Raw genomic sequence first — 20,701 nt, forward strand, 5'->3', positions numbered from 1 at the left:
GCGGCGGTGTCGGCCGCGCTACGGGACGAGTGCCTGCGAAGATCCCGCTCCATGCGACTAGTAGTACAAAATGACAAAAGTGCCCCTAATGGGGGAGTCGCGGGACGTCGGCGTCCGGCAGCCGGCCGTTCCCGGGTCCGCGGCGGAATCACCCTGCTCACCGTCGCCGCCATCGCCTCGGCCTGCGCACCGGCGGGCGGAGGCGGCACCGAGGCCGAACGCCCCACCCCGAGCCGGCCGCCCCTCAAGGCGCCGCCTCCGGGCCCCACCCCGGGCACCCGGGATCCGCACGCCGAAGCCCCGCCCGCCCCGCCCGCCAAGAAGTTCAAGTCCGCCCGGGCCGCCCACGCCGCACGCGTCGCCGCCGCGAGACACTGGCGTCTGGCAAGAGTCCCGCTCACGCCCCCGCCGCCCCCGGCGAAGAAGCCGAAGATCACCACCCGCAAGGGCTTCGAGGTGGACGGGCACAAGGAACTCGGCCTCCCGCCGGTCTTCACGACCGTCCCCACCAAACAGCGGGTCGTCTTCCTCACCATCGACGACGGCGCCGAGAAGGACCCGGCGTTCCTGCGGATGATGAGCGACCTGCAGGTGCCGTACACCGCCTTCCTCAGCAACTACCTGATCAAGGAGGACTACGGCTACTTCAAGCGGATGCAGCGCAGCGGCGTGGTCCTGAACAACCACACCCTCCGCCACCCCTACCTCCCGAACCTGTCCTACCTCGGGCAGAAGCGCGAGATCTGCGGCATGCAGCAGGTGCTCCAGGAGCGCTACGGCAAGCGCCCGCTGCTCTTCCGCCCGCCCTTCGGCAACTACGACAGGAACACCCTGCGTGCGGCGAAGTACTGCGGCATCAGGTACGTCCCGCTGTGGAACGAGGAGGTCTTCGTCGACCACTGGGAGTTCCGCGAGTGGGACCGGAGGATCCGGCCGGGTGACATCGTCCTCACGCACTTCCGGGGCAGGGACGACTGGAAGGGCACAATGCCCGACATGATCCGCCGGTTCCTGAACAAGGTGACGGCCGACGGGTACGCGGTGGCCCGGCTGGAGGACTACCTGTGAGGTCGGCGTCGGGGCCGCGGGGTGTCGCCGCCGTGGTCCTGTCCTGCGTGCTGCTGGCCGGTTGCACCCAGTCGGCCGATTCCGCCGGCTTCGGCGGCGGCCCGGGCGGCAATGCGGCCCGAGAAGGCGGCAAGGCGGACCGAGACGCACGGTCGGCGAAAGGCCCGACGCAGGCGGCACAGCCGTACCGCCGTTGGGGCCTGACCGCCCCACTGCCCGCGCCCTCGTCCCCGCCCGCCCGGTGGCAGCCGCCGCGCGCGGGCGACCGGTTGCCCGTCGTGGACCACGTCCCCACCCGCGACCAGGTCGTCTTCCTCACCTACGACGACGGCGCCGAGAAGGACCCCCGCTTCGTCGACATGGTCCGTGAACTGCGCCTGCCCGTCAGTATGTTCCTCACTGACAGCGTGGTCGGCCCGGGCTACGGCCACTTCGCGCGCCTGCGTTCGGTGGGCGCGTCCATCCAGAACCACACCCTCGACCACGCCGCTCTGCGCGGTCTGCCGTACGCCGGCCAGCGCGCCGAGATCTGCGGCCAGCAGAACAAACTCCGCGCCCGCTTCGGCATCCGCCCCCGCCTCTTCCGCCCGCCCTACGGCACGTACGACGCCACCACGGTACGCGCCGCCGCCCACTGCGGGGTCACGGCGGTGGTGCTGTGGCGGGCGGCGATGGAGGGCGACGGCGAACTGACGTACGCCAAGGGCCCCGCCCGGCTGCGGGCCGGCGACATCATCTCCGTCCCTTCGGGCGAGCCGACCGGACTGAGCCTGAGGGAGCGGACGACACGGCTGCTGCGGGAGATCCAGGGGCGGGGGCTGACGGTGGGCCGATTGGAGGACTACGTCTGACCGATCTTTTTCGACGCCGGTCAGGCAATCTCAGCCCGTCCGGCGTTTGAGGACGAGGCCCTTTCGGGGCCGAAGCGGGGGTCTGGGGGCGGCAGCCCCCAGTGACGGTCACGCCAACGCCGGTCACCCAACCCGGCTCAGCCAGCGCCGCGAATTAGCAGTCCGCTTGACCGAGTGCTAATCCCGGTCATAGTCTCGGCTCTGGCACTCGACAGAGGAGAGTGCCAACAACGCGACGGGCAGGTCCGGCACCCGCGACGACGGATCGACCTGGTCGCCACCTCAGACAGTTAACCCCGTGAGATCTCCGAAGGGGGAGGTCGGATCGTGACGACCGCCAGCTCCAAGGTTGCCATCAAGCCGCTCGAGGACCGCATCGTGGTCCAGCCGCTGGACGCCGAGCAGACCACGGCCTCTGGCCTGGTCATTCCGGACACCGCCAAGGAGAAGCCCCAGGAGGGCGTCGTCCTGGCCGTGGGCCCGGGCCGCTTCGAGAACGGCGAGCGCCTTCCGCTCGACGTCAAGACCGGCGACATCGTGCTGTACAGCAAGTACGGCGGCACCGAGGTGAAGTACAACGGCGAGGAGTACCTCGTCCTCTCGGCTCGCGACGTGCTCGCGATCATCGAGAAGTAAGACCACCTCGAAGCATTTGCTTCCAGCTGCGCCCCTGGCCCCCGCGACCACATAAGAAGCCGGGCGCCCGGGGCGCAGTGTCTTTTTGAACCCACAGATTCCGAGAGGGCTCCCGCTGTCATGGCGAAGATCCTGAAGTTCGACGAGGACGCCCGTCGCGCCCTCGAGCGCGGCGTCAACAAGCTGGCCGACACGGTGAAGGTGACGATCGGCCCCAAGGGCCGCAACGTCGTCATCGACAAGAAGTTCGGCGCCCCCACCATCACCAACGACGGTGTCACCATCGCCCGCGAGGTCGAGGTCGAGGACCCGTACGAGAACCTCGGCGCGCAGCTGGTGAAGGAGGTGGCGACCAAGACCAACGACATCGCGGGTGACGGTACGACCACCGCCACCGTGCTCGCCCAGGCGCTGGTGCGCGAGGGCCTGAAGAACGTCGCCGCGGGTGCCTCCCCGGCGCTGCTGAAGAAGGGCATCGACGCCGCCGTCGCCGCCGTGTCGGAGGAGCTGCTCGCCTCGGCCCGCCCGATCGACGAGAAGTCCGACATCGCCGCCGTCGCCGCGCTGTCCGCCCAGGACCAGCAGGTCGGCGAGCTCATCGCCGAGGCGATGGACAAGGTCGGCAAGGACGGTGTCATCACCGTCGAGGAGTCCAACACCTTCGGTCTGGAGCTGGACTTCACCGAGGGCATGGCCTTCGACAAGGGCTACCTGTCGCCGTACTTCGTGACGGACCAGGAGCGCATGGAGGCCGTCCTGGAGGACCCGTACATCCTCATCAACCAGGGCAAGATCTCCTCCATCGCCGACCTGCTGCCACTGCTGGAGAAGGTCATCCAGGCCGGTGCCTCCAAGCCGCTGCTGATCATCGCCGAGGACGTCGAGGGCGAGGCCCTGTCGACCCTGGTCGTCAACAAGATCCGCGGCACCTTCAACGCGGTCGCCGTCAAGGCCCCCGGCTTCGGTGACCGCCGCAAGGCGATGCTGCAGGACATGGCGGTCCTCACCGGCGCCACGGTCATCTCCGAGGAGGTCGGCCTCAAGCTCGACCAGGTCGGCCTGGACGTGCTGGGCTCCGCCCGCCGCGTGACGGTCACCAAGGACGACACGACCATCGTCGACGGCGCCGGCAACTCCGAGGATGTCACCGGCCGCGTCGCCCAGATCAAGGCCGAGATCGAGAACACCGACTCCGACTGGGACCGCGAGAAGCTCCAGGAGCGCCTCGCGAAGCTGGCCGGCGGCGTGTGCGTGATCAAGGTCGGCGCCGCCACCGAGGTGGAGCTGAAGGAGAAGAAGCACCGTCTGGAGGACGCCATCTCCGCGACCCGCGCCGCGGTCGAGGAGGGCATCGTCTCCGGTGGTGGCTCCGCGCTGGTCCACGCCGTCAAGGTCCTCGAGGGCAACCTCGACAAGACCGGCGACGAGGCCACGGGTGTCGCGGTCGTCCGCCGCGCCGCCGTCGAGCCGCTGCGCTGGATCGCCGAGAACGCCGGCCTCGAGGGCTACGTCATCGTCTCCAAGGTGGCCGAGCTCGAGAAGGGCAACGGCTACAACGCCGCCACCGGCGAGTACGGCGACCTGGTCAAGGCCGGCGTCATCGACCCGGTCAAGGTCACCCGCTCCGCCCTGGAGAACGCCGCCTCCATCGCCTCCCTCCTCCTCACGACCGAGACCCTGGTCGTCGAGAAGAAGGAAGAGGAGGAGCCGGCCGCCGCTGGTCACGGCCACGGCCACGCCCACTGAGGCACGCACCACCTCACGCACCACCCGAAGAAGCCCCCCGCTGCTGTCGCAACGGGGGGCTTCTCCCTTCGCGGGCGATTCTCACCGGCCTTCTCGCGGCCGGGTCACTGACCGAGTACCCCCAGCTGCTCCAGCAGCCCCGCCCGGTCGTAGAGCCAGTGGCTCTCGCAGATCTTCCCGTCCCGGAACCGCTGCCAGGTCATGCCCTGCATGGTCACGTCCTGTCCGGTCGCCGGGATCCCCAGGAACTCGCCCTTGTGCCGTGCGGTCCAGGTCCACCGCGTGCACACCTGGTCGCCCTGGGCCAGCTGATCGTCGATCCGGAACGTGAAGTCGAAGGCGGCACGCCACCCCGCGTACTGCTCGCGCACCCCGTCGATGCCCTGCACGGGCTGCGGATACGACGGATCGTGATCCACGTAGTCGTCCGTGAGGTGCTCACCGATCCGCCCCGGCTCCATCCTGCCCATGGCCGTGAAGAAGGCCTGCGCGGCCAGGACGTTCAGCTGCTCGTCCCGTACGACATCGAGATCGGTGAAGGTCGGCGTCTCGTCACAGAGCGCGACCATCTCCTGGAAGATCCGGTCGGTCTCGGGCAGGTTGGAGTTCCGCATCGCCTCTTCGTACGACGGAAACTCCACGATCTCGATGAAGTGCGACGCGTCGGACCGGTCCTTGCCGATGATGTCGTGCGTCGCCGTCCGCTTCCCCTTGGTCTGCTCGACCCACCTGTCCATCAGCCGGTTCATCTCGTCGAAGCGGCTGGTCCTGCAGTCGATGAGCTGTACGAAGGTCATGGCGTCGTCGCCTCCCGGGCCCCCCTGGGTGCGCCTGGACAGCACCATTGTCCACGCCGGGCAGGCGCTGTGCCTGTCGGCGCTTTGGCATCATGACGGCATGCGCTGGTGGGGGAAGCAGCGGTCGGTGGCCGCGGGACGGGACATCGGGGTGGCGGTCACCGGGGACCATAACCAGATCGTCGTGGCGCCCCCGGCACGCTCGGCCTACCGGGAGCAGGTAGTGCAGTTGATCGCCCCCTTCGCGATCCTGGACAGAGAACGGGAGTTGGCCGAGTTGGCCGCCTTCTGCACCGCCGACTCCGGTCCCGCGTACGCCTGGTGGCGGGCCGGAGCCTGGGCCGGCAAGACCGCTCTGATGGCGAGCTTCGCACTGCGACCCCCACGAGGCGTGCGAGTCGTGTCATTCTTCGTCACCGCCCGGCTGGCCGCACAGAACGACGTCGACGCATACGCCGAGGTCGTACTCGAGCAGCTTGCCGAACTGGTGGGTGAGGGACTTCCGGCCGACCTGAAGCCGACGGCCCGTGACGGACAACTGCTGCGCCTCTACAAGGAAGCGGCACAGGCCTGCGCCCGGCGCGGAGAGCGTCTCGTCCTGCTGGTGGACGGGCTGGACGAGGATCGCGGCGTCACCACAGGACCGGACGCCCGCAGCATCGCGAGCCTGCTGCCCAGGAGGCCGGCGGCCGGAATGCGGGTGATCGTGGCCGGCCGGTTGAATCCACCGCTTCCCGAGGACGTCCCGGCGGACCATCCTCTGCACGACCCCGCGATCGTCCGCATCCTCTCGGTGTCTCCGCACGCCGACGTCGTACGTGTGAACGCGAAGAGCGAGCTGAAGCTCCTGCACCGGGCCGGAGGACTGGAACGCGACCTGCTGGCCCTGGTCACGGCGGCCGGAGGCGGTCTGACGGCCGAGGATCTCGCCGCGCTGACCGGGGCGTCGGAGTACGAGGTCGAAGAAGTCCTGGCGACGCACGCGGGACGCACGTTCGGCCTCCGGGTGAAGGCGTACCTGCTCGGACACGAGGAACTGCAGATCCTCGCGGAGAAGATCCTCGGTCCGGCCGAACTCGACCGCCACCGGCGCAGGCTCCACGACTGGGCCGACGACTGGCGCGACCGGGGCTGGCCCGCGACGACACCGGAGTACCTGCTTCGCGGGTACTTCCGGATGCTGAGCGCAGTGGGCGACGTGGACCGCATGACCGCCCTGGCCATGGACGAGGCCCGCCACGACCGGATGTTCGACAGGACGGGTGGGGACACGGCCGCGCTCACGGAGATCCGCGCTGCCGGGGACCGCCTCGTGCAGGCCGCGGACCCCGACCTGCCGAACCTGCTGAGACTGGCCGTGCATCGGACGGACGTGGAGCACCGCAGCCTCGGCATCACCGTGGAACTGTGCCGGGCCCGGGCCCGGCTGGGCCAGACGGAGCGGGCGGAGGCGATGGCCCGGTCCATCCCGTCGCCTCGCGTCCGGGCGGCCGCGATGGCAGAGGTCGCCGCGGTTCTCTGTGCGCACGGTGACCGGCGACGGGCCTTCGAGGTCGCCATCGATGCCCAGAAGGATCTGGCGGGCCTGCTCGTGGACCGCGAAGGCGCCCTGTGCACGGCGCGCGTCGTCGGGGTCCTCGCGGCGGTCGGCGCGGAAGGCCTGGCGGACCGTCTCGAACAGGTGGTCAGGCGGATGCCGTTGGAGATCGAGCGAGGGGAACCCCTCGTCGACATGGTCGAAGGATGGGCCGCCGCCGGGCGGTTCGAGCGGGCGGAGGCCCTGGCGAGATCGGTGGGGCCGGCCTTCGAACCCGCGGCACTGACCCGCCTGGCCTCGGTCCTCGCCCGCGCCGGGGAGAAAGCACGAGCCGAAGCCGTGTTGGCCGAGGCCCGGGAGCTGGGAGAAGAACGCGGGATCGGCATGGACGATGACGGCGGCCCAGGGGTTCAGCGGCTGGTCGCGGCTCTCGCGCTCAGAGGTGAATTCGGGCGCGCGGCCGCATACGTCGAAAGCATCGAGGACGAGTACGACCGGTCCCTGGCGACAGCCGAGTTGGTGACGAGACTCGCGGTGGACGGACGGATCACCGAGGCCGAGGCGCTCGCCGCCGAGATCCAGGACGAGGACATCCACGAGGACGCGCTGGCCGAGATGGTCGAAGTACTCGCCGCTCACGGACAGTTCGATCGGGCCGAGACCATCGCGGGGCAACTGCACCACGGACAGGGGGTCGCCGACGCTCTGGCCCGCGGTGTGGTCTCCTGGGCCGGACAAGGGCACATGGACGAAGCCATCGGGCTCCTGGCTCGTGTCGAGACGGCGGTGCGCACACGGGTACCGAGGCATCGGGACGCCTGGTTGCGGGCCGTGGTGGCGCAGGCCCTCCGGGAGGCCGGCGAGAGCACACTCGCTCTGTCCCTGCTCGAGGACGTGGAAGCCCTCGTCCCGCCGTCTCCGGCACGCGACGGACTGTGGGAGTCCGACGTCTACGCACATGACTCGCTCCTCGGCTGGGTGTCGGAGGAACTGGCCCGGGCGGGGGAGTGGTCCAGGGCGGAGAAACTGGCCGACAGGGCCTTCGAGCCGTATCAACTGCGAGGTACATGGTCCGCGATCGCCCTCGACCGGATCGCAGCCGGCGACTATGAAAGTGCCGAAGAGATCGCCAGGAGGCACGAGCCGCCCCTTCGCGACTTCCTGTACGGGGACATGGCACCGAAGCTGGCCGAAGCCGGCGAGGTGGAGCGTGCCTTGGCCCTGGCCGACCGGATCGGGCATCGCCTCGACCGAGTCTGCGCCCGCGCGGGGATCGCCGCGGCCCTGGCGCTGTCGGGCCAGGAGAAACGAGCCCGCGCTCTGCTGGACGGGTTTCCGGAGCGAGAGGACCCGCAGTCGGTGGCCGACGGGTGGCAGGTCCTGACGAGGGGCACTCACCTCTTCCGGGCCTGGCATGCCCTGGGCGACGACGCCGCTGCGCTCAGGGAGATGGACGCGGCGGCGGAGGTGGCGGTCCAGCGCCGGACGGGGCACGAAACCGTCCTCAACGCGCTTGTCACCACGGGCTGGTACGAGCGCGCCGAGAGGTATGTCACCGACGCCGCGGGCGCCGGTCAGCAAGGTGATGCCAACGACGCGCTGGTAGAGGAACTCGTCGCGGCCGGTGAGGTCGAGCGGGCGGCGCGGCTGGCGGGTCCCGTCGACGATCCCGCCCGCGCGAGCGTGCGGGCCGTGGCGGCTCTGGCCCCCGTCATGGAACCGGCCGCTGCTCGTCGGCTGGCCGTGCACATGCTGGGCAAGGGCGACTGGGTCGACGCGATTCCCGCCCTCGTACGCCTGGAGCCGAGCGTCGTACCTGTCATCATCGAGGCGCTGCGTCCGCCGCCGGCACCCACCAGCGTCCCTACTGCGGCCCGTACTTCCGCCCCGTCCGCGAACTGATCCCCCCGAGCACCCCCCGAGGCACCAACTTCGCCGCTCCCATCAGCACCTTGTAGCGGGGGTCCGGAATCGAGAGGGTCTTCCCCCGCGCCAGGTCGTTGAGCGCCGTCGCCACCAGCTTGTCCGCATCCAGCCACATCCACCCCGGAATGTTGTCCGTCCCCATCCCGGCCCGCTGATGGAACTCGGTCCGTACGAACCCCGGGCACAGCGCCATCAACCGCACCCCGCTCCCCGCCAGATCCCGCGCCGCGCCCTGCGTGAACTGCACGACCCACGCCTTGGACGCGCCGTACGTTCCGCGCGGCACGAAGGCCGCGACCGACGCGACGTTGACGACGCCCCCGCGCCCCCGCTCCCGCATCGCCTCCGTCGCCGCCGACGTCAGGCGCAGCACCGCCTCGCAGTGCACCTTGAGCATCTTCAGCTCGTCGGCCATGGAGACGTCGAGATAGCGGCCCTTGTTGCCGAAGCCGGCATTGTTGATCAGCAGGTCGACGGGGTTCCTGCGGTCGCCGAGGCGGGCGGCGACCGTCTCGATGCCGGTGTCCTCCGCCAGGTCGGCCGTCAGCACCTCCGCCTCGATGCCGTGCCGGTCGTGCAGTTCGGTCGCCTGCTCCCGCAGCCGCTTGGTGTCCCGGGCCACCAGGACGAGGTCGTGCCCGTCACCGGCCAGCCGCCGCGCGAACGCGGCGCCGATGCCCGCGGTCGATCCCGTAATCAGTGCCGTTGTCATGGCGCAAGGTTAGGGCCCCGGACTACGCGCTTCCGCTCCCGTCTCAGCCGTGCTCGTGCCCCGACCGGTCCGAATGCCGCGACGGTGCCTGCGCCCGCTGCCCCTTCTCCACCACCACGAACTGGCCCATCATCCCTTGGTCCTCGTGGTACAGCAGATGACAGTGGTACATGTACGGCGTGTCCGGATCGGCCGGCCCGGTGAAGCGCAGCGCCAGCTTCATGGTCGTGCCGTTCGGCAGGAACACCGTGTCCTTCGGCCCGCGCAGCGCCGCCGGCGGCGCCTCGCCGTTCACCTCCAGCACCCGGAACTGCACGTCGTGCACATGGAAGTTGTGCGGCATGCCGTTGCTGTTGCGGACCGTCCACACCTCCGTCGTCCCCCGCGTGACCGTCTCGTCGACGCGGCCCATGGCCATCGCCCGCCCGTTGATACCGGACCGCTTCAGATCGAAGTACCGCCCGCGCACCGCATCCGCGCCGTCCGGTGTCTCCGACTCGGCCAGTGCGGCCGGTATCGCGGGTGACGGCCGGAGCTCGCCGGCCGCCCGCAGCTCCAGTACGTCGAAGGAGTCGTCGCCCCCACCGAACCGCCGATTCCAGGCGTCCCCGTAGTTGTCCTGCGGGAAGCTGCGCAGCATCGCCCGCTCACCCGCCCGCATCCGCACGACGATCTCGGCGCGCTCACCCGGCGACAACTGGACCCGGTCCATGGACTCCGGCCGCTCCAGCAGACCCCCGTCCGTCGCTATCAGCGAGAAGGCGCGGCCGTCCGGGAAACCGAAGGCGTACGTCCGCGCCGTCGACGCGTTGAGCAGGCGCAGCCGTATGAGCTCGTCGCCGACCTCCCGGAAGGGACGCAGCGTGCCGTTGACCATCGTCCGGTCGCCGAGGAAACCCACGTTCTGCATGATCCTGTGGCCGTCGTCGAGCTTCGCGCCGTCGAAGCGCATGTCCTGCACGATGACGGGCAGGTCGTCGACGCCGTACCGCTTCGGCAGGGCGAGCTTCCCGGACTTCTCGTCGTCGAGGATGAACAGGCCTGCCAGGCCCCGCCGCACATGCCGTTCGGTCGCGCCGTGCGGGTGCGGGTGGTACCAGAGCGTCGCGGCCGGCTGGTCCACGGTCCAGTGCGGAGCCCAGGTGCCGCCGGGGGCGATCATCTGGTGCGGGCCGCCGTCCATCCGTGCGGGCAGGTGCATGCCGTGCCAGTGCACGCTGGACGCTTCTTCGAGCCCGTTCGCCATGCGCACGCGGACCTTTTCGCCGCGTGCCGCGCGGAGCGTCGGGCCGAGGTAGGAGCCGTTGAATCCCCAGGTCGGAGTCTTCAGGCCGTCCTCGAACTCCGTCTCGCCCGCGCGCATGCGCAGGTCGAAGACGCGCGTGCCGTCCTTGTCGACGGTGGACTCGGCCAGGGGCGGTATCGCCAGCGCGTTGTCGAACGAGGCCTTGCCGACCGTGTTCACGTCGGCGCCGGTCCACAGCCAGGCGAACAGGCCGCCGACCGCCATCACGACGACCGTGACGACGGAACCGAGGACGATGAGGACGCGCTTGAAGCGGGACATGCTTCGAGCGTCCTTGATCGCCGCCCGCCGAACATCCGGGTCGTCCCCCTGCCGACCCCGAGCCAACCCCCGCCGCTCGTACGGGGTTTCCCCCTAGGAGCCGTGCGGCACCTGGCCGACCGCCGACGCTCGCCGCTGGCCCTCGTCCGACCGCCGACCGGCCCTTGGCTGACCGGGGACCGGCCCCCGGCTGACTGCCGACCGGCCCTCGTCCGACCGCCGACCGGCCCCTGACTGACCGCCAACCCGCCTCTGGCCGACTCGGCTGACTGCGGATCAGCCCCCGGCCCCCTTCCACGCGAACGAGCACAGCGTTGCGGTCCCCGCCTTCCGGCATCGGCGGGCAGCTGCGGCCCACGGCCCACGGCCCATGGCCTACGGCGGCGAGTCGCGGGCCGCCATGAGTGACTACGGGCCGGTTCCGGCTCGCGCCGCGACGTCCGGAGGCGTCGGGGACGTCTGATCGCGTCGGGGAAGCAGGAGCGGGGTGGTCAGGATGAGCAGTCCGGCGACCGTGAGAGCGGTGCGTGGGCTGGTGACGTCGGCGAGCAGCCCGCCGAGCGCGGTGAAGACGGCGACGGACGCCTGCTGGCCGATCGACCATGCCGACAGCGTGCGGGCGACGAGGTGCTTGGGGGTCCGCTCGAGCCGGTAGGTGGCGAGCACCGGCGTGTACAGGCTCATGTTGATGATGATCGCCAGCTCGACAGCCATCACGGTGACGAGGCCGACGACGCCGGGACGGACGAAGGCCAGGCCGATCAGCCAGATGGCGCGCAGGGTGCCGACGGTCCGGAAGACCCCGTGCCGGCCGTAGCGGGCCAGGACACGGCGGGCCAGCCGGGAGCCGATCAGTCCGCCGACACAGGGGGCGGCGAAGGCGAGGCCGTACTGCCAGGGCGGGAACCCGAGTTGGCGAAGGAGGAGCACGGCCAGCAGCGGCTCGGTGGCCATGATCAGACCGGCGACGAGCATGTTGTTGAGGTAGAGCGCCCGCAGACCGGGATGGCCCATGATGTGCCGCCAGCCGTCGAGCAATGCGCCTGCCCGCACCGGGCTTTTGCCGATCGCCTTCTGTGGCGGCGCTTCTTCCCGGCCGCCGATCGCGGTGATGCCCAGCGCGGAGAACAGATGGCTGAGCGCGTCGGCCACGACGGTCGTGACCGGCCCGAACAGGCCGATCGCCGCCCCGCCCAGCGGTGGCCCGACCGCGATGGAGCTCCAGTTCGTCGACTCGAACCGCGCGTTGGCCACGAGCAGGTCGTCCGGCCGGACGAGGGCCTTGAGGTAGGCGCCGCCGGCCGCGTTGAAGGCGATCTTGGCCGCGGCGACGACGGCCGAGATCACGAGCAGCTGCACGAAACCGAGCCAGCCGAAGGCGTAGGCGACCGGGATCGTCGCCATGACGGCAAACCGGGTCAGGTCCATCGCGATCATCACCGGGCGCTTGCGCCGGAACTCCACCCACGGCGCGAGGGGCACCGCGATCAGCGCGCCCACCGCGGGCCCCACCGCGGACAGCGCGGACACCTCGGCGGGGCCGGCGTGCAACACCATCACGGCGATCAGCGGCAACGCCCCGAACCCCAGCCCGGACCCGTAGGCGCTCACCGCGTACGCCGCCCACAGCCAGCCGAACCGCCGGCCCAGCCGTCTCCTGCCCACCACCGCTCAGCGCGCCCCTCGATACCCCACCCGAACAAACCGACGTTGACCGGTGAGAGCAAATCGAGCAGCACGGCAGCAGGTCAAACAACCGAACCACCACAGACCCACAACCATGCGTTGTTCCCTAAGGTGACTCGGCGTGGATCTCGAAGCAGTACACACCTTCGTCGCCGTCGCGGAAGCGGGCCAGTTCCAGAAGGCCGCCGCCGATCTGTCGATCACCCAGCAGGCTGTCTCCAAGCGCATCGCCGCGCTGGAGCGCAACCTCGGCGTGCGGCTGTTCACGCGCACGCCGCGCGGCGCCGAGCTCACCATCGACGGTCAGGCGTTCCTGCCCCACGCGCGCGAGCTGATGCGCGCCGCCGAGCGCGCGGTCGCGTCCGTGCACACGGGCCGCCGTCCGCTGCGCGTCGACGTGATCGCCTCGCGCGGCGCGGCGTCCGGTCTGATGCGCGGATTCCACCGCGCCCACCCCGAGATCGCGCTCGACGTGCTGATGCTGCTCGACATCGAGCCGGCCGTCACCGCCATCCGCTCCGGCTCGATCGACGCCTCGTTCCGCGCCGTCGCCGCGCCCGGCCGTCCCCTTCCCGAGGACATCGAGTCCGTCCGCGTGCTCGACGAGCCGCTCCAGCTCCTCACCGGCCCCGCCCACGCGCTGGCGGGCGCCCGCTGGGTGACCGTCGCCCAGCTCGCCGGGCACCGGATCTGGATTCCCGGCCTCGTCCCCGGTAGCGAATGGGCCGCCTACTACGACGACCTCGTCGCCGAGTTCGGCCTCACCATCGAGTCGACCGGCCCCAACTTCGGCTCCGACGCCCTCCTCGACACCGTCGCCGACACCCCGGCCCTGGCCACCTTCATGGGCGAGCACACCCGCCTCATCTGGCCCGCCGGCCACGGCCTGCGCCGCATCCCCGTGACGGACCCGACGCCCGTCTACCCGCACTCGCTCCTCTGGCACCGCGACAACCCGCACCCGGCGCTGGCCACCCTCCGCGCCCACCTCGCCGCCACAGCGGCCGGCCACGACGCCGCCGGAACCTGGACGCCGCGCTGGGTGATCCCGCGCTGAACGCCATCAGGCCCTGCTCCCGGCCGAGCCCCCGTCAGGAGCCGTATTTCTCCACGTACTTCCGCGCCGCCTCCAACGACTCCGGATGCAGGGCCTCGCCCGCCGCCAGCAGCCGCGGCAGCAATGTCCGCTCCGTCGTGACCGCCCGGAACTGCAGCGCCACCGTCACGCCGTGATCGGGCCGGTGGACGACCTCCATCGCATCGCCGGCACGGACCTCGCCCGGCTCGATCACCCGCAGATACGCCCCCGGCGCCCCCTTCGCCGTGAACCGCTTCACCCACTGCTTCTCACCGACATGGCCCTGGAAGGTACGACAGGGAATCCGCCCGGAGGTGACCTCCAGCACCACCTCGGACCCGATCCGCCAGCGCTCGCCGATCAGCGCACCCGAGACGTCCACGCCCTCGGTCGTGAGGTTCTCGCCGAACCCGCCGTTCGCCAGCGACCGCCCCAGCTCGCGCTCCCAGTCGTCGAGGTCCTCGCGCGCCACCGCGTACACGGCCTGGTCGTCCCCGCCGTGATAGCGCGTGCTGCACACCTCGTCCCCGGCCACCCCGCTGGCCCCGATCCCCTTGGGGCCGGGCGCCGCCACCCGCACCGGTCCCCCCACCGGCTGCTTGTCGATCCCGGTCACGCCTTCCGGGTGATCCGTGTACGGCACATGCGTCCGGCGGCCCAGGTTCACTGAAAGAAGCTTCATGGCGGCACGGTAGGCGACCGCTGGTCAAAGCGTCCATGCGTTATTCGGCGCGAGATCCAAGGCTCCCTTATGCTCGAACTGTGATCGAGGCCCGTCATCTCCGAGTGCTGCGCGCCGTCGCCGCCACCGGTTCCTTCTCCGCGGCAGGACGCGAACTGGGCTGCACCCAGCCCGCCGTCAGCCAGCAGATGAAGGCCCTGGAAGCATCCGTCGGCACCCCCCTTCTGGTCCGTAGCGGGCGCGAGATGCGGCTGACCCAGGCCGGTGAGGCGCTGGTCCGGCACGCCGCCGGGATCCTGGCCGGACTCACCGCCGCCGAGGAGGAGGTCGCCGCCATCGCCGGGCTACGGGCCGGCCGCGTCCGCCTCGTCTCCTTCCCCAGCGGCAGCTCCACGCTGGTCCCGACCGCCCTCGCCGCCCTGCGCGCCGCGCACCCCGGCACCCGCGTCTCCCTGGAGGAGGCCGAGCCCCCGAACTCCGTCGAGCTGCTGCGCGAGGGCGACTGCGACGTGGCCCTCGCCTTCCGGTACGAGGGTGCCGCGGGCGCACCGGAAGGGGAGTGGGACGACCTCGTCGTACGCCCGCTGCTGACCGACCGGCTCGTCGCCCTCGTACCCGAACGGCATCGGCTCGCGCGCACCGCGGCCGCAGGGTCCCTCGCCATCGGGGAACTCGCCGCCGAGCCGTGGATCGCCGGATGCCCGCGCTGCCGAGGACAGTTGATCGAAGTGTGCGAGAGCGCCGGCTTCACGCCCCGCATCGACTTCGCCACGGACGACTATCCGGCGGTCGTCGGCCTGGTGGGCGCCGGCCTGGGCGTGGCCGTACTGCCCCAGCTCGCCGTCGAGTCCGTACGGCCGCGAGGGGTGCGCATGGTGACGCTGGAGCCGGCGGTGCGGCGGGAGATCGTCGCGCTCACCCTGCCCGACCTGGCGCAGGTGCCGGCGGTGGCGGCGACGCTCGAGCAGCTCGCGCGGGCCGCTGCCCGGTAGCGGAAGGCACCGGTGGCCAAAAACAAGGGCACGCGTGCGCGTGCCCGGTTGCAGAAACGTTCCTTCAGTTGTTCGGACCGGCCTCCCCGCTGGTCGTCGACGCCGAGACCAGCCGGTTGCGCGCCCGCCCCATGAGCTCCTCGCGCTCGTCCTCGGTCAAGCCGCCCCAGACGCCGTACGGTTCGCGGACCGCCAGCGCGTGCGCCGCGCACTGCGCGCGCACCGGGCACCTCATGCAGACCTCCTTGGCCGAGTTCTCACGAGCACTCCGAGCCGCACCGCGCTCACCCTCGGGATGAAAGAAGAGCGAGCTGTCCACCCCGCGGCAGGCAGCCAGCAGCTGCCAGTCCCACAGGTCCGCGTTCGGTCCGGGAAGGCGGGAGAAATCTGCCATTGCGTGACCCCTTGTAGCCGTTCTGGGCGGATACGGTGTCCACGACCGTACATCTACGATCTAAGGAGATGAAAATATGACTCATTGCGAATCTAGCCCCAATCGCCAACAAACGGGAAGAAAAAGGGCTGAATGGGGCATGGGTTGTGATGAAACATTGAGGGTCCGTCGTGCATGTCTGCCCCGTGTCCGTCCCCTCACGTAGAGTGCCGAAGATGGCACACGGCCCCGTAACTCTTTCGAGTGACCGTCGTTGAGAGGGCGGAGGCGGTTGAAGCAACAAGCGCTCGGGCAGGCGTCCGAGACGGTCGACCGCACAGGTGACGATTTCGTACCAGCCTGGAGGCTCAAGGTGACGTGCATCAGCTGCGGAGGGCGGCCATGACATCCGTCCTCGTCTGCGACGACTCCCCGCTTGCCCGAGAGGCGCTCCGCCGCGCGGTCGCGACCGTGCCCGGCGTCGAGCGTGTGACGACGGCGGCCAACGGCGAGGAAGTCCTCCGCCGCTGGGGCGCCGACCGCTCGGACCTGATTCTGATGGACGTACGCATGCCCGGCCTGGGCGGCGTCGAGACCGTGCGGCGGCTGCTGTCCGCCGACCCCGGTGCGCGCATCATCATGCTCACCGTCGCCGAGGACCTGGACGGCGTGGCCCTCGCGGTCGCCGCCGGTGCCCGCGGCTATCTGCACAAGGACGCCTCGCGCGCGGAGTTGCGTGCCACGGTGACGCAGGCGCTGGCCGACCCGACCTGGCGGCTCGCCCCGCGTCGGCTGCGCTCCGCGGAGATGGGCGCCGCGCCGACCCTCACCGCGCGTGAGATCCAGGTCCTGGAGGGCATGAGCCACGGCCGCTCCAACGCCGAGATCGGCCGCGAGCTGTTCCTCTCCGAGGACACCGTCAAGACCCACGCCCGGCGGCTGTTCAAGAAGCTCGGCGCCTCGGACCGGGCACACGCGGTGGCGCTCGGGTTCCGGTGGGGCCTGGTCCGGTAGGTGGACCTCAGCGGGGGAACGGGGATCCCCGCCCGCCGAGTGGTGGGCGGGGCTGCTTTTCCCACGGCGGGTCGGCGTGCTTACCGCAAGGTGAGCGGGGGTGGCAACGGGGCCCGCCGGGTGCCCGCTGCTCGTTTCGGCGCGGATGCCGCATCCTTGAGATGTGGAGTCTCTCGGGGACGAGTCGGTCGAGCGGAAGGGGAGGGCGCAGGGGATGAGTGCCGGCGCACCTGCTCATAACGCTTCGGTGCACAACATCGGGCGCGATGCCACGGACCACACGGCCGCAAGGCACCATGGACCGATGCGCGACGACGAGGCGGCCACTGCCGCAGGGGCGATCGGTGCACTCGTCCACCGCGCCGTGGACGGGGACGAGCAGGCCACGCACGATCTGCTCGCGCACGTCCACCCCCTGGCCCTGCGCTACTGCCGCACAAGGCTGTCCCGCCTCCCGGGCGACGCCCGGCACTTCGTCGAGGACCTCGCCCAGGAGGTCTGCGTCGCCGTCCTGCTCGCGCTTCCTCGCTACAAGGACACCGGCCGCCCCTTCGAGGCGTTCGTCTTCGCCATCGCCGCCCACAAGGTGGCGGACCTGCAGCGGGCGGCGATGCGGCACCCGGGATCCACGGCGGTCCCGTCCGACGAGATGCCGGAACGCCCGGACGACTCCCTCGGCCCGGAGGAGCGGGCGCTGCTGAGCAGCGACGCCGAGTGGGCCAAGAAACTGCTGGCCAACCTGCCCGAGAACCAGCGGGAGCTGTTGCTGCTGCGCATCGCCGTGGGCTTGACCGCGGAGGAGACGGGTCAGATGTTGGGAATGTCACCCGGTGCGGTTCGGGTTGCACAGCACAGGGCGCTGAGCCGCCTGCGGGCGCTGGCCGAGCAGTAGTTGCTCTGTTGAACGGCCGCTGCGCCGATTCCGTACGAACATACGAAGCCCGGAGCGGGTCTGAACCGTGGAATGTGCCACCTCTGCTTCCCGTTAGCATGGACATCCGCACCGATCAAGGCCATTTGGGGAAGGTGTCATGACTGCCAACGTCGACGGAGTGCCCGAGAAATTCGCGACACTCGGGCTGACCTACGACGACGTGCTGCTGCTGCCGGGTGCATCCGAGGTGCTCCCCAACGCGGTCGACACCTCGTCCCGCATCTCCCGCAATGTCCGGGTCAACATCCCCCTGCTGTCCGCCGCCATGGACAAGGTCACCGAGTCCCGCATGGCGATCGCCATGGCCCGCCTCGGCGGCGTCGGCGTGCTGCACCGCAACCTGTCCATCGAGGACCAGGTCAACCAGGTCGACCTGGTGAAGCGGTCCGAGTCCGGCATGGTCACCGACCCGATCACGGTGCACCCGGAGGCGACGCTCGCCGAGGCCGACGCGCTGTGCGCCAAGTTCCGCATCAGCGGCGTCCCGGTCACCGACCCGGCCGGAAAGCTGCTCGGCATCGTCACCAACCGTGACATGGCCTTCGAGAGCGACCGCAGCCGCCAGGTGCGCGAGGTCATGACCCCGATGCCGCTGGTCACCGGCAAGGTCGGCATCTCCGGCGTCGAGGCCATGGAGCTGCTGCGCAAGCACAAGATCGAGAAGCTGCCGCTGGTCGACGACGCGGGCATCCTCAAGGGCCTCATCACGGTCAAGGACTTCGTCAAGGCCGAGAAGTACCCCAATGCCGCCAAGGACGCCGAGGGCCGCCTCCTCGTCGGTGCCGCCGTCGGCGCCAGCCCCGAGGCGCTGGAGCGCGCCCAGGCCCTGGCCGCGGCCGGCGTGGACTTCCTGGTCGTCGACACCTCGCACGGCCACAACAGCAACGCCCTCAGCTGGATGTCGAAGATCAAGTCCAGCGTGAGCGTCGACGTGATCGGCGGCAACATCGCGACCCGCGACGGCGCGCAGGCGCTCATCGACGCCGGTGTCGACGGCATCAAGGTCGGCGTGGGCCCGGGCTCGATCTGTACGACCCGCGTGGTCGCCGGCATCGGCGTCCCGCAGGTCACCGCCATCTACGAGGCCGGCCTCGCGGCCCGCCCGGCCGGCATCCCGGTGATCGGTGACGGCGGCCTGCAGTACTCCGGCGACATCGGCAAGGCGCTCGCCGCCGGTGCCGACACGGTGATGCTGGGCAGCCTGCTCGCGGGCTGCGAGGAGTCGCCCGGCGAGCTGCTCTTCATCAACGGCAAGCAGTTCAAGTCGTACCGCGGTATGGGCTCGCTCGGCGCCATGCAGTCCCGCGGCCAGGGCCGGTCGTACTCCAAGGACCGCTACTTCCAGGCGGAGGTCGCCTCCGACGACAAGCTCGTGCCCGAGGGCGTCGAGGGACAGGTGCCCTACCGCGGCCCGCTGGCCAACGTGCTGCACCAGCTCGTCGGCGGTCTGCGCCAGACCATGGGCTATGTGGGCGCCGCCACCATCGAGGAGATGGAGTCCAAGGGCCGCTTCGTCCGGATCACCTCCGCGGGCCTCAAGGAGAGCCACCCGCACGACATCCAGATGACGGTCGAGGCGCCGAACTACAGCAGCAAGTGACGCGCACGCGCGCGTGAGGCGCTGTGAGGGCTTGGTGAGGGCGGTCCCGGAGGCATCCGGGGCCGCCCTTGTCGTACCCGTCGGCGATACTGGTAGACGCTGAAACGCATCAGGGAAAGGCCACAGACGTGACTGAGATCGAGATCGGGCGCGGCAAGCGCGGCCGCCGGGCGTACGCCTTCGACGACATCGCCGTCGTCCCCAGCCGCCGTACGCGGGACCCGAAGGAGGTCTCGATCGCCTGGCAGATCGACGCCTACCGCTTCGAGCTGCCCTTCCTGGCCGCCCCCATGGACTCGGTCGTCTCCCCGGCCACCGCGATCCGCATCGGCGAGCTCGGCGGCCTCGGCGTGCTGAACCTCGAGGGTCTGTGGACGCGGTACGAGGACCCGCAGCCGCTGCTCGACGAGATCGCGGAGCTGCCCACGGAGGCCGCCACCCGCCGCCTCCAGGAGATCTACGCCGCTCCCATCAAGGAGGAGCTGATCGGCGCGCGCATCAAGGAGGTGCGCGACTCCGGCGTGGTCACGGCCGCCGCGCTCTCCCCGCAGCGCACGGCCCAGTTCTCCAAGGCGGTCGTCGACGCGGGCGTGGACATCTTCGTCATCCGCGGTACGACGGTCTCGGCGGAGCACGTGTCGTCCTCGCACGAGCCGCTGAACCTGAAGCAGTTCATCTACGAGCTCGACGTCCCGGTGATCGTCGGCGGCTGCGCCACGTACACGGCGGCCCTGCACCTGATGCGGACGGGCGCCGCGGGCGTGCTCGTCGGCTTCGGCGGCGGCGCCGCGCACACCACGCGCAACGTGCTGGGCATCCGCGTCCCGATGGCGACGGCGGTCGCGGACGTGGCGGCGGCCCGCCGGGACTACATGGACGAGTCCGGCGGCCGGTACGTGCACGTGATCGCGGACGGTGGTGTGGGCTGGTCCGGCGACCTGCCGAAGGCGATCGCCTGCGGTGCGGACGCCGTGATGATGGGCTCCCCGCTCGCGCGTGCCACGGACGCGCCGGGCCGGGGCCACCACTGGGGCATGGAGGCCGTGAACGAGGAGCTGCCGCGGGGCAAGAAGGTGCACCTCGGGACGGTCGGCACGATCGAGGAGGTGCTGACGGGGCCGTCGCACACGCCGGACGGTTCCATGAACTTCTTCGGTGCGCTGCGACGGGCCATGGCCACGACCGGGTACAGCGAGCTGAAGGAGTTCCAGCGGGTCGAGGTTGCGGTGGCGGATTCGCAGCACACGCGGTAGGCGTTACGCGGGTACGCCGCTTCCGTCGGCGTCTGGCGTCAGGGAAGGGCCGGTCACTCCTGGTGGGTGACCGGCCCTTTTGTGTGCCCAAGTGGGGCTGGGTGGGGGCGCGTTGTGGGGCAGGGGGCGCATGGTTGCGTTTGGGGCGAATGTGGGCTGAACGGGCGAGGGGAGTCGGTAGTGTCCGTGATCGGCGACCCAAGCTCTCTGGGGCGCCCCCTTCCAAGGAGATGTTCCGGACCCCGGCCC

Annotated in this window: 17 protein-coding genes; 11 read left to right on the top strand and 6 right to left on the bottom strand. The window is 70.5% G+C overall.

The features are described 5' to 3' along the window. Nucleotides 1-51 precede the first annotated feature (51 nt). From ACZ7L6_RS24750 to groL, 4 genes are all read left to right on the top strand, one after another. On the top strand, nt 52-1,068 hold the full coding sequence (locus tag ACZ7L6_RS24750) for a polysaccharide deacetylase family protein (RefSeq protein WP_471927339.1): 1,017 nt from the start codon (nt 52-54) through the stop codon (nt 1,066-1,068). Further along, on the top strand, nt 1,065-1,919 hold the full coding sequence (locus ACZ7L6_RS24755; protein ID WP_471927341.1) for a polysaccharide deacetylase family protein: 855 nt from the start codon (nt 1,065-1,067) through the stop codon (nt 1,917-1,919). Before ACZ7L6_RS24750 ends, ACZ7L6_RS24755 begins: the two co-directional genes overlap by 4 nt. 327 nt (nt 1,920-2,246) lie before the next feature. Further along, on the top strand, nt 2,247-2,555 hold the full coding sequence (groES, locus tag ACZ7L6_RS24760) for a co-chaperone GroES (protein WP_055493212.1): 309 nt from the start codon (nt 2,247-2,249) through the stop codon (nt 2,553-2,555). A 120-nt stretch (nt 2,556-2,675) separates the two neighbouring features. Continuing rightward, complete coding sequence (gene groL, locus ACZ7L6_RS24765) at nt 2,676-4,301, top strand: chaperonin GroEL (protein WP_471927343.1); 1,626 nt, start codon at nt 2,676-2,678, stop codon at nt 4,299-4,301. 104 nt (nt 4,302-4,405) lie between these two features. Here the strand turns inward: groL and ACZ7L6_RS24770 are convergent, their stop codons facing one another. Further along, nucleotides 4,406-5,098, bottom strand: coding sequence for an ester cyclase (locus ACZ7L6_RS24770; RefSeq protein WP_471927345.1), 693 nt, complete (start codon nt 5,096-5,098; stop codon nt 4,406-4,408). Nucleotides 5,099-5,198: 100 nt separating this feature from the next. On the opposite strand from ACZ7L6_RS24770, the gene ACZ7L6_RS24775 reads away from it, so the two are divergent. Further along, entirely contained in the window at nt 5,199-8,537 is a 3,339-nt protein-coding gene (locus ACZ7L6_RS24775) for a hypothetical protein (RefSeq protein WP_471927347.1), read from the top strand. Here ACZ7L6_RS24775 and ACZ7L6_RS24780 read toward each other — a convergent pair. From ACZ7L6_RS24780 to ACZ7L6_RS24790, 3 genes are all read right to left on the bottom strand, one after another. After that, a complete protein-coding gene (locus ACZ7L6_RS24780; RefSeq protein ID WP_471927349.1) occupies nt 8,500-9,273 on the bottom strand; it encodes an SDR family NAD(P)-dependent oxidoreductase in 774 nt (257 codons plus the stop codon). The two genes, ACZ7L6_RS24775 and ACZ7L6_RS24780, sit on opposite strands and share 38 nt — an antisense overlap. A gap of 43 nt (nt 9,274-9,316) precedes the next feature. Beyond that, entirely contained in the window at nt 9,317-10,840 is a 1,524-nt protein-coding gene (locus ACZ7L6_RS24785) for a multicopper oxidase family protein (protein ID WP_471927351.1), read from the bottom strand. A gap of 408 nt (nt 10,841-11,248) precedes the next feature. Beyond that, nucleotides 11,249-12,508, bottom strand: coding sequence for an MFS transporter (locus ACZ7L6_RS24790; protein WP_471927353.1), 1,260 nt, complete (start codon nt 12,506-12,508; stop codon nt 11,249-11,251). 139 nt (nt 12,509-12,647) lie between these two features. Here ACZ7L6_RS24790 and ACZ7L6_RS24795 point away from each other — a divergent pair, with 139 nt between their 5' ends. Next, a complete protein-coding gene (locus ACZ7L6_RS24795; RefSeq protein WP_471927355.1) occupies nt 12,648-13,583 on the top strand; it encodes a LysR family transcriptional regulator in 936 nt (311 codons plus the stop codon). A gap of 34 nt (nt 13,584-13,617) precedes the next feature. On the opposite strand, the gene ACZ7L6_RS24800 is transcribed toward ACZ7L6_RS24795, so the two are convergent. Beyond that, nucleotides 13,618-14,286 carry an MOSC domain-containing protein gene (locus ACZ7L6_RS24800; protein WP_471927357.1) on the bottom strand — a complete coding sequence of 223 codons (669 nt, stop codon included), beginning with the start codon at nt 14,284-14,286 and terminating at the stop codon, nt 13,618-13,620. An 80-nt stretch (nt 14,287-14,366) separates the two neighbouring features. On the opposite strand from ACZ7L6_RS24800, the gene ACZ7L6_RS24805 reads away from it, so the two are divergent. Next, complete coding sequence (locus ACZ7L6_RS24805; RefSeq protein ID WP_471927359.1) at nt 14,367-15,278, top strand: LysR family transcriptional regulator; 912 nt, start codon at nt 14,367-14,369, stop codon at nt 15,276-15,278. Between the two features lie 64 nt (nt 15,279-15,342). Here the strand turns inward: ACZ7L6_RS24805 and ACZ7L6_RS24810 are convergent, their stop codons facing one another. After that, entirely contained in the window at nt 15,343-15,672 is a 330-nt protein-coding gene (locus tag ACZ7L6_RS24810; RefSeq protein ID WP_433045929.1) for a WhiB family transcriptional regulator, read from the bottom strand. Nucleotides 15,673-16,053: 381 nt separating this feature from the next. Between ACZ7L6_RS24810 and ACZ7L6_RS24815 the strand changes: the two genes are divergently transcribed. The 4 genes from ACZ7L6_RS24815 (at nt 16,054) to ACZ7L6_RS24830 (ending at nt 20,452) form a co-directional block, all read left to right on the top strand. After that, entirely contained in the window at nt 16,054-16,665 is a 612-nt protein-coding gene (locus ACZ7L6_RS24815) for a response regulator transcription factor (RefSeq protein ID WP_003948568.1), read from the top strand. Nucleotides 16,666-16,969: 304 nt separating this feature from the next. Then, complete coding sequence (locus ACZ7L6_RS24820; protein WP_127178445.1) at nt 16,970-17,557, top strand: sigma-70 family RNA polymerase sigma factor; 588 nt, start codon at nt 16,970-16,972, stop codon at nt 17,555-17,557. Between the two features lie 139 nt (nt 17,558-17,696). Beyond that, nucleotides 17,697-19,199 (top strand): IMP dehydrogenase, encoded by a 1,503-nt coding sequence (gene guaB / locus ACZ7L6_RS24825; protein WP_471927362.1) that lies wholly within the window; start codon nt 17,697-17,699, stop codon nt 19,197-19,199. A 128-nt stretch (nt 19,200-19,327) separates the two neighbouring features. Next, nucleotides 19,328-20,452: a GuaB3 family IMP dehydrogenase-related protein gene (locus ACZ7L6_RS24830; RefSeq protein ID WP_471927364.1), complete on the top strand. Its 1,125-nt coding sequence runs from the start codon at nt 19,328-19,330 to the stop codon at nt 20,450-20,452. The last annotated feature ends 249 nt before the right edge of the window (nt 20,453-20,701 follow it).

The sequence above is a fragment of the Streptomyces sp. NPDC107522 genome, assembly GCF_055657525.1.

What these genes read in the sequence shown, in the direction of transcription:
- ACZ7L6_RS24750 (WP_471927339.1), top strand. Translation starts at nt 52, where the DNA reads ATGCGACTAGTAGTACAAAATGACAAAAGTGCCCCTAATGGGGGAGTC.
- groL (WP_471927343.1), top strand. Translation starts at nt 2,676, where the DNA reads ATGGCGAAGATCCTGAAGTTCGACGAGGACGCCCGTCGCGCCCTCGAG.
- ACZ7L6_RS24770 (WP_471927345.1), bottom strand. Translation starts at nt 5,098, where the DNA reads ATGACCTTCGTACAGCTCATCGACTGCAGGACCAGCCGCTTCGACGAG.
- ACZ7L6_RS24775 (WP_471927347.1), top strand. Translation starts at nt 5,199, where the DNA reads ATGCGCTGGTGGGGGAAGCAGCGGTCGGTGGCCGCGGGACGGGACATC.
- ACZ7L6_RS24780 (WP_471927349.1), bottom strand. Translation starts at nt 9,273, where the DNA reads ATGACAACGGCACTGATTACGGGATCGACCGCGGGCATCGGCGCCGCG.
- ACZ7L6_RS24785 (WP_471927351.1), bottom strand. Translation starts at nt 10,840, where the DNA reads ATGTCCCGCTTCAAGCGCGTCCTCATCGTCCTCGGTTCCGTCGTCACG.
- ACZ7L6_RS24800 (WP_471927357.1), bottom strand. Translation starts at nt 14,286, where the DNA reads ATGAAGCTTCTTTCAGTGAACCTGGGCCGCCGGACGCATGTGCCGTAC.
- ACZ7L6_RS24810 (WP_433045929.1), bottom strand. Translation starts at nt 15,672, where the DNA reads ATGGCAGATTTCTCCCGCCTTCCCGGACCGAACGCGGACCTGTGGGAC.
- ACZ7L6_RS24815 (WP_003948568.1), top strand. Translation starts at nt 16,054, where the DNA reads ATGACATCCGTCCTCGTCTGCGACGACTCCCCGCTTGCCCGAGAGGCG.
- ACZ7L6_RS24820 (WP_127178445.1), top strand. Translation starts at nt 16,970, where the DNA reads ATGCGCGACGACGAGGCGGCCACTGCCGCAGGGGCGATCGGTGCACTC.
- guaB (WP_471927362.1), top strand. Translation starts at nt 17,697, where the DNA reads ATGACTGCCAACGTCGACGGAGTGCCCGAGAAATTCGCGACACTCGGG.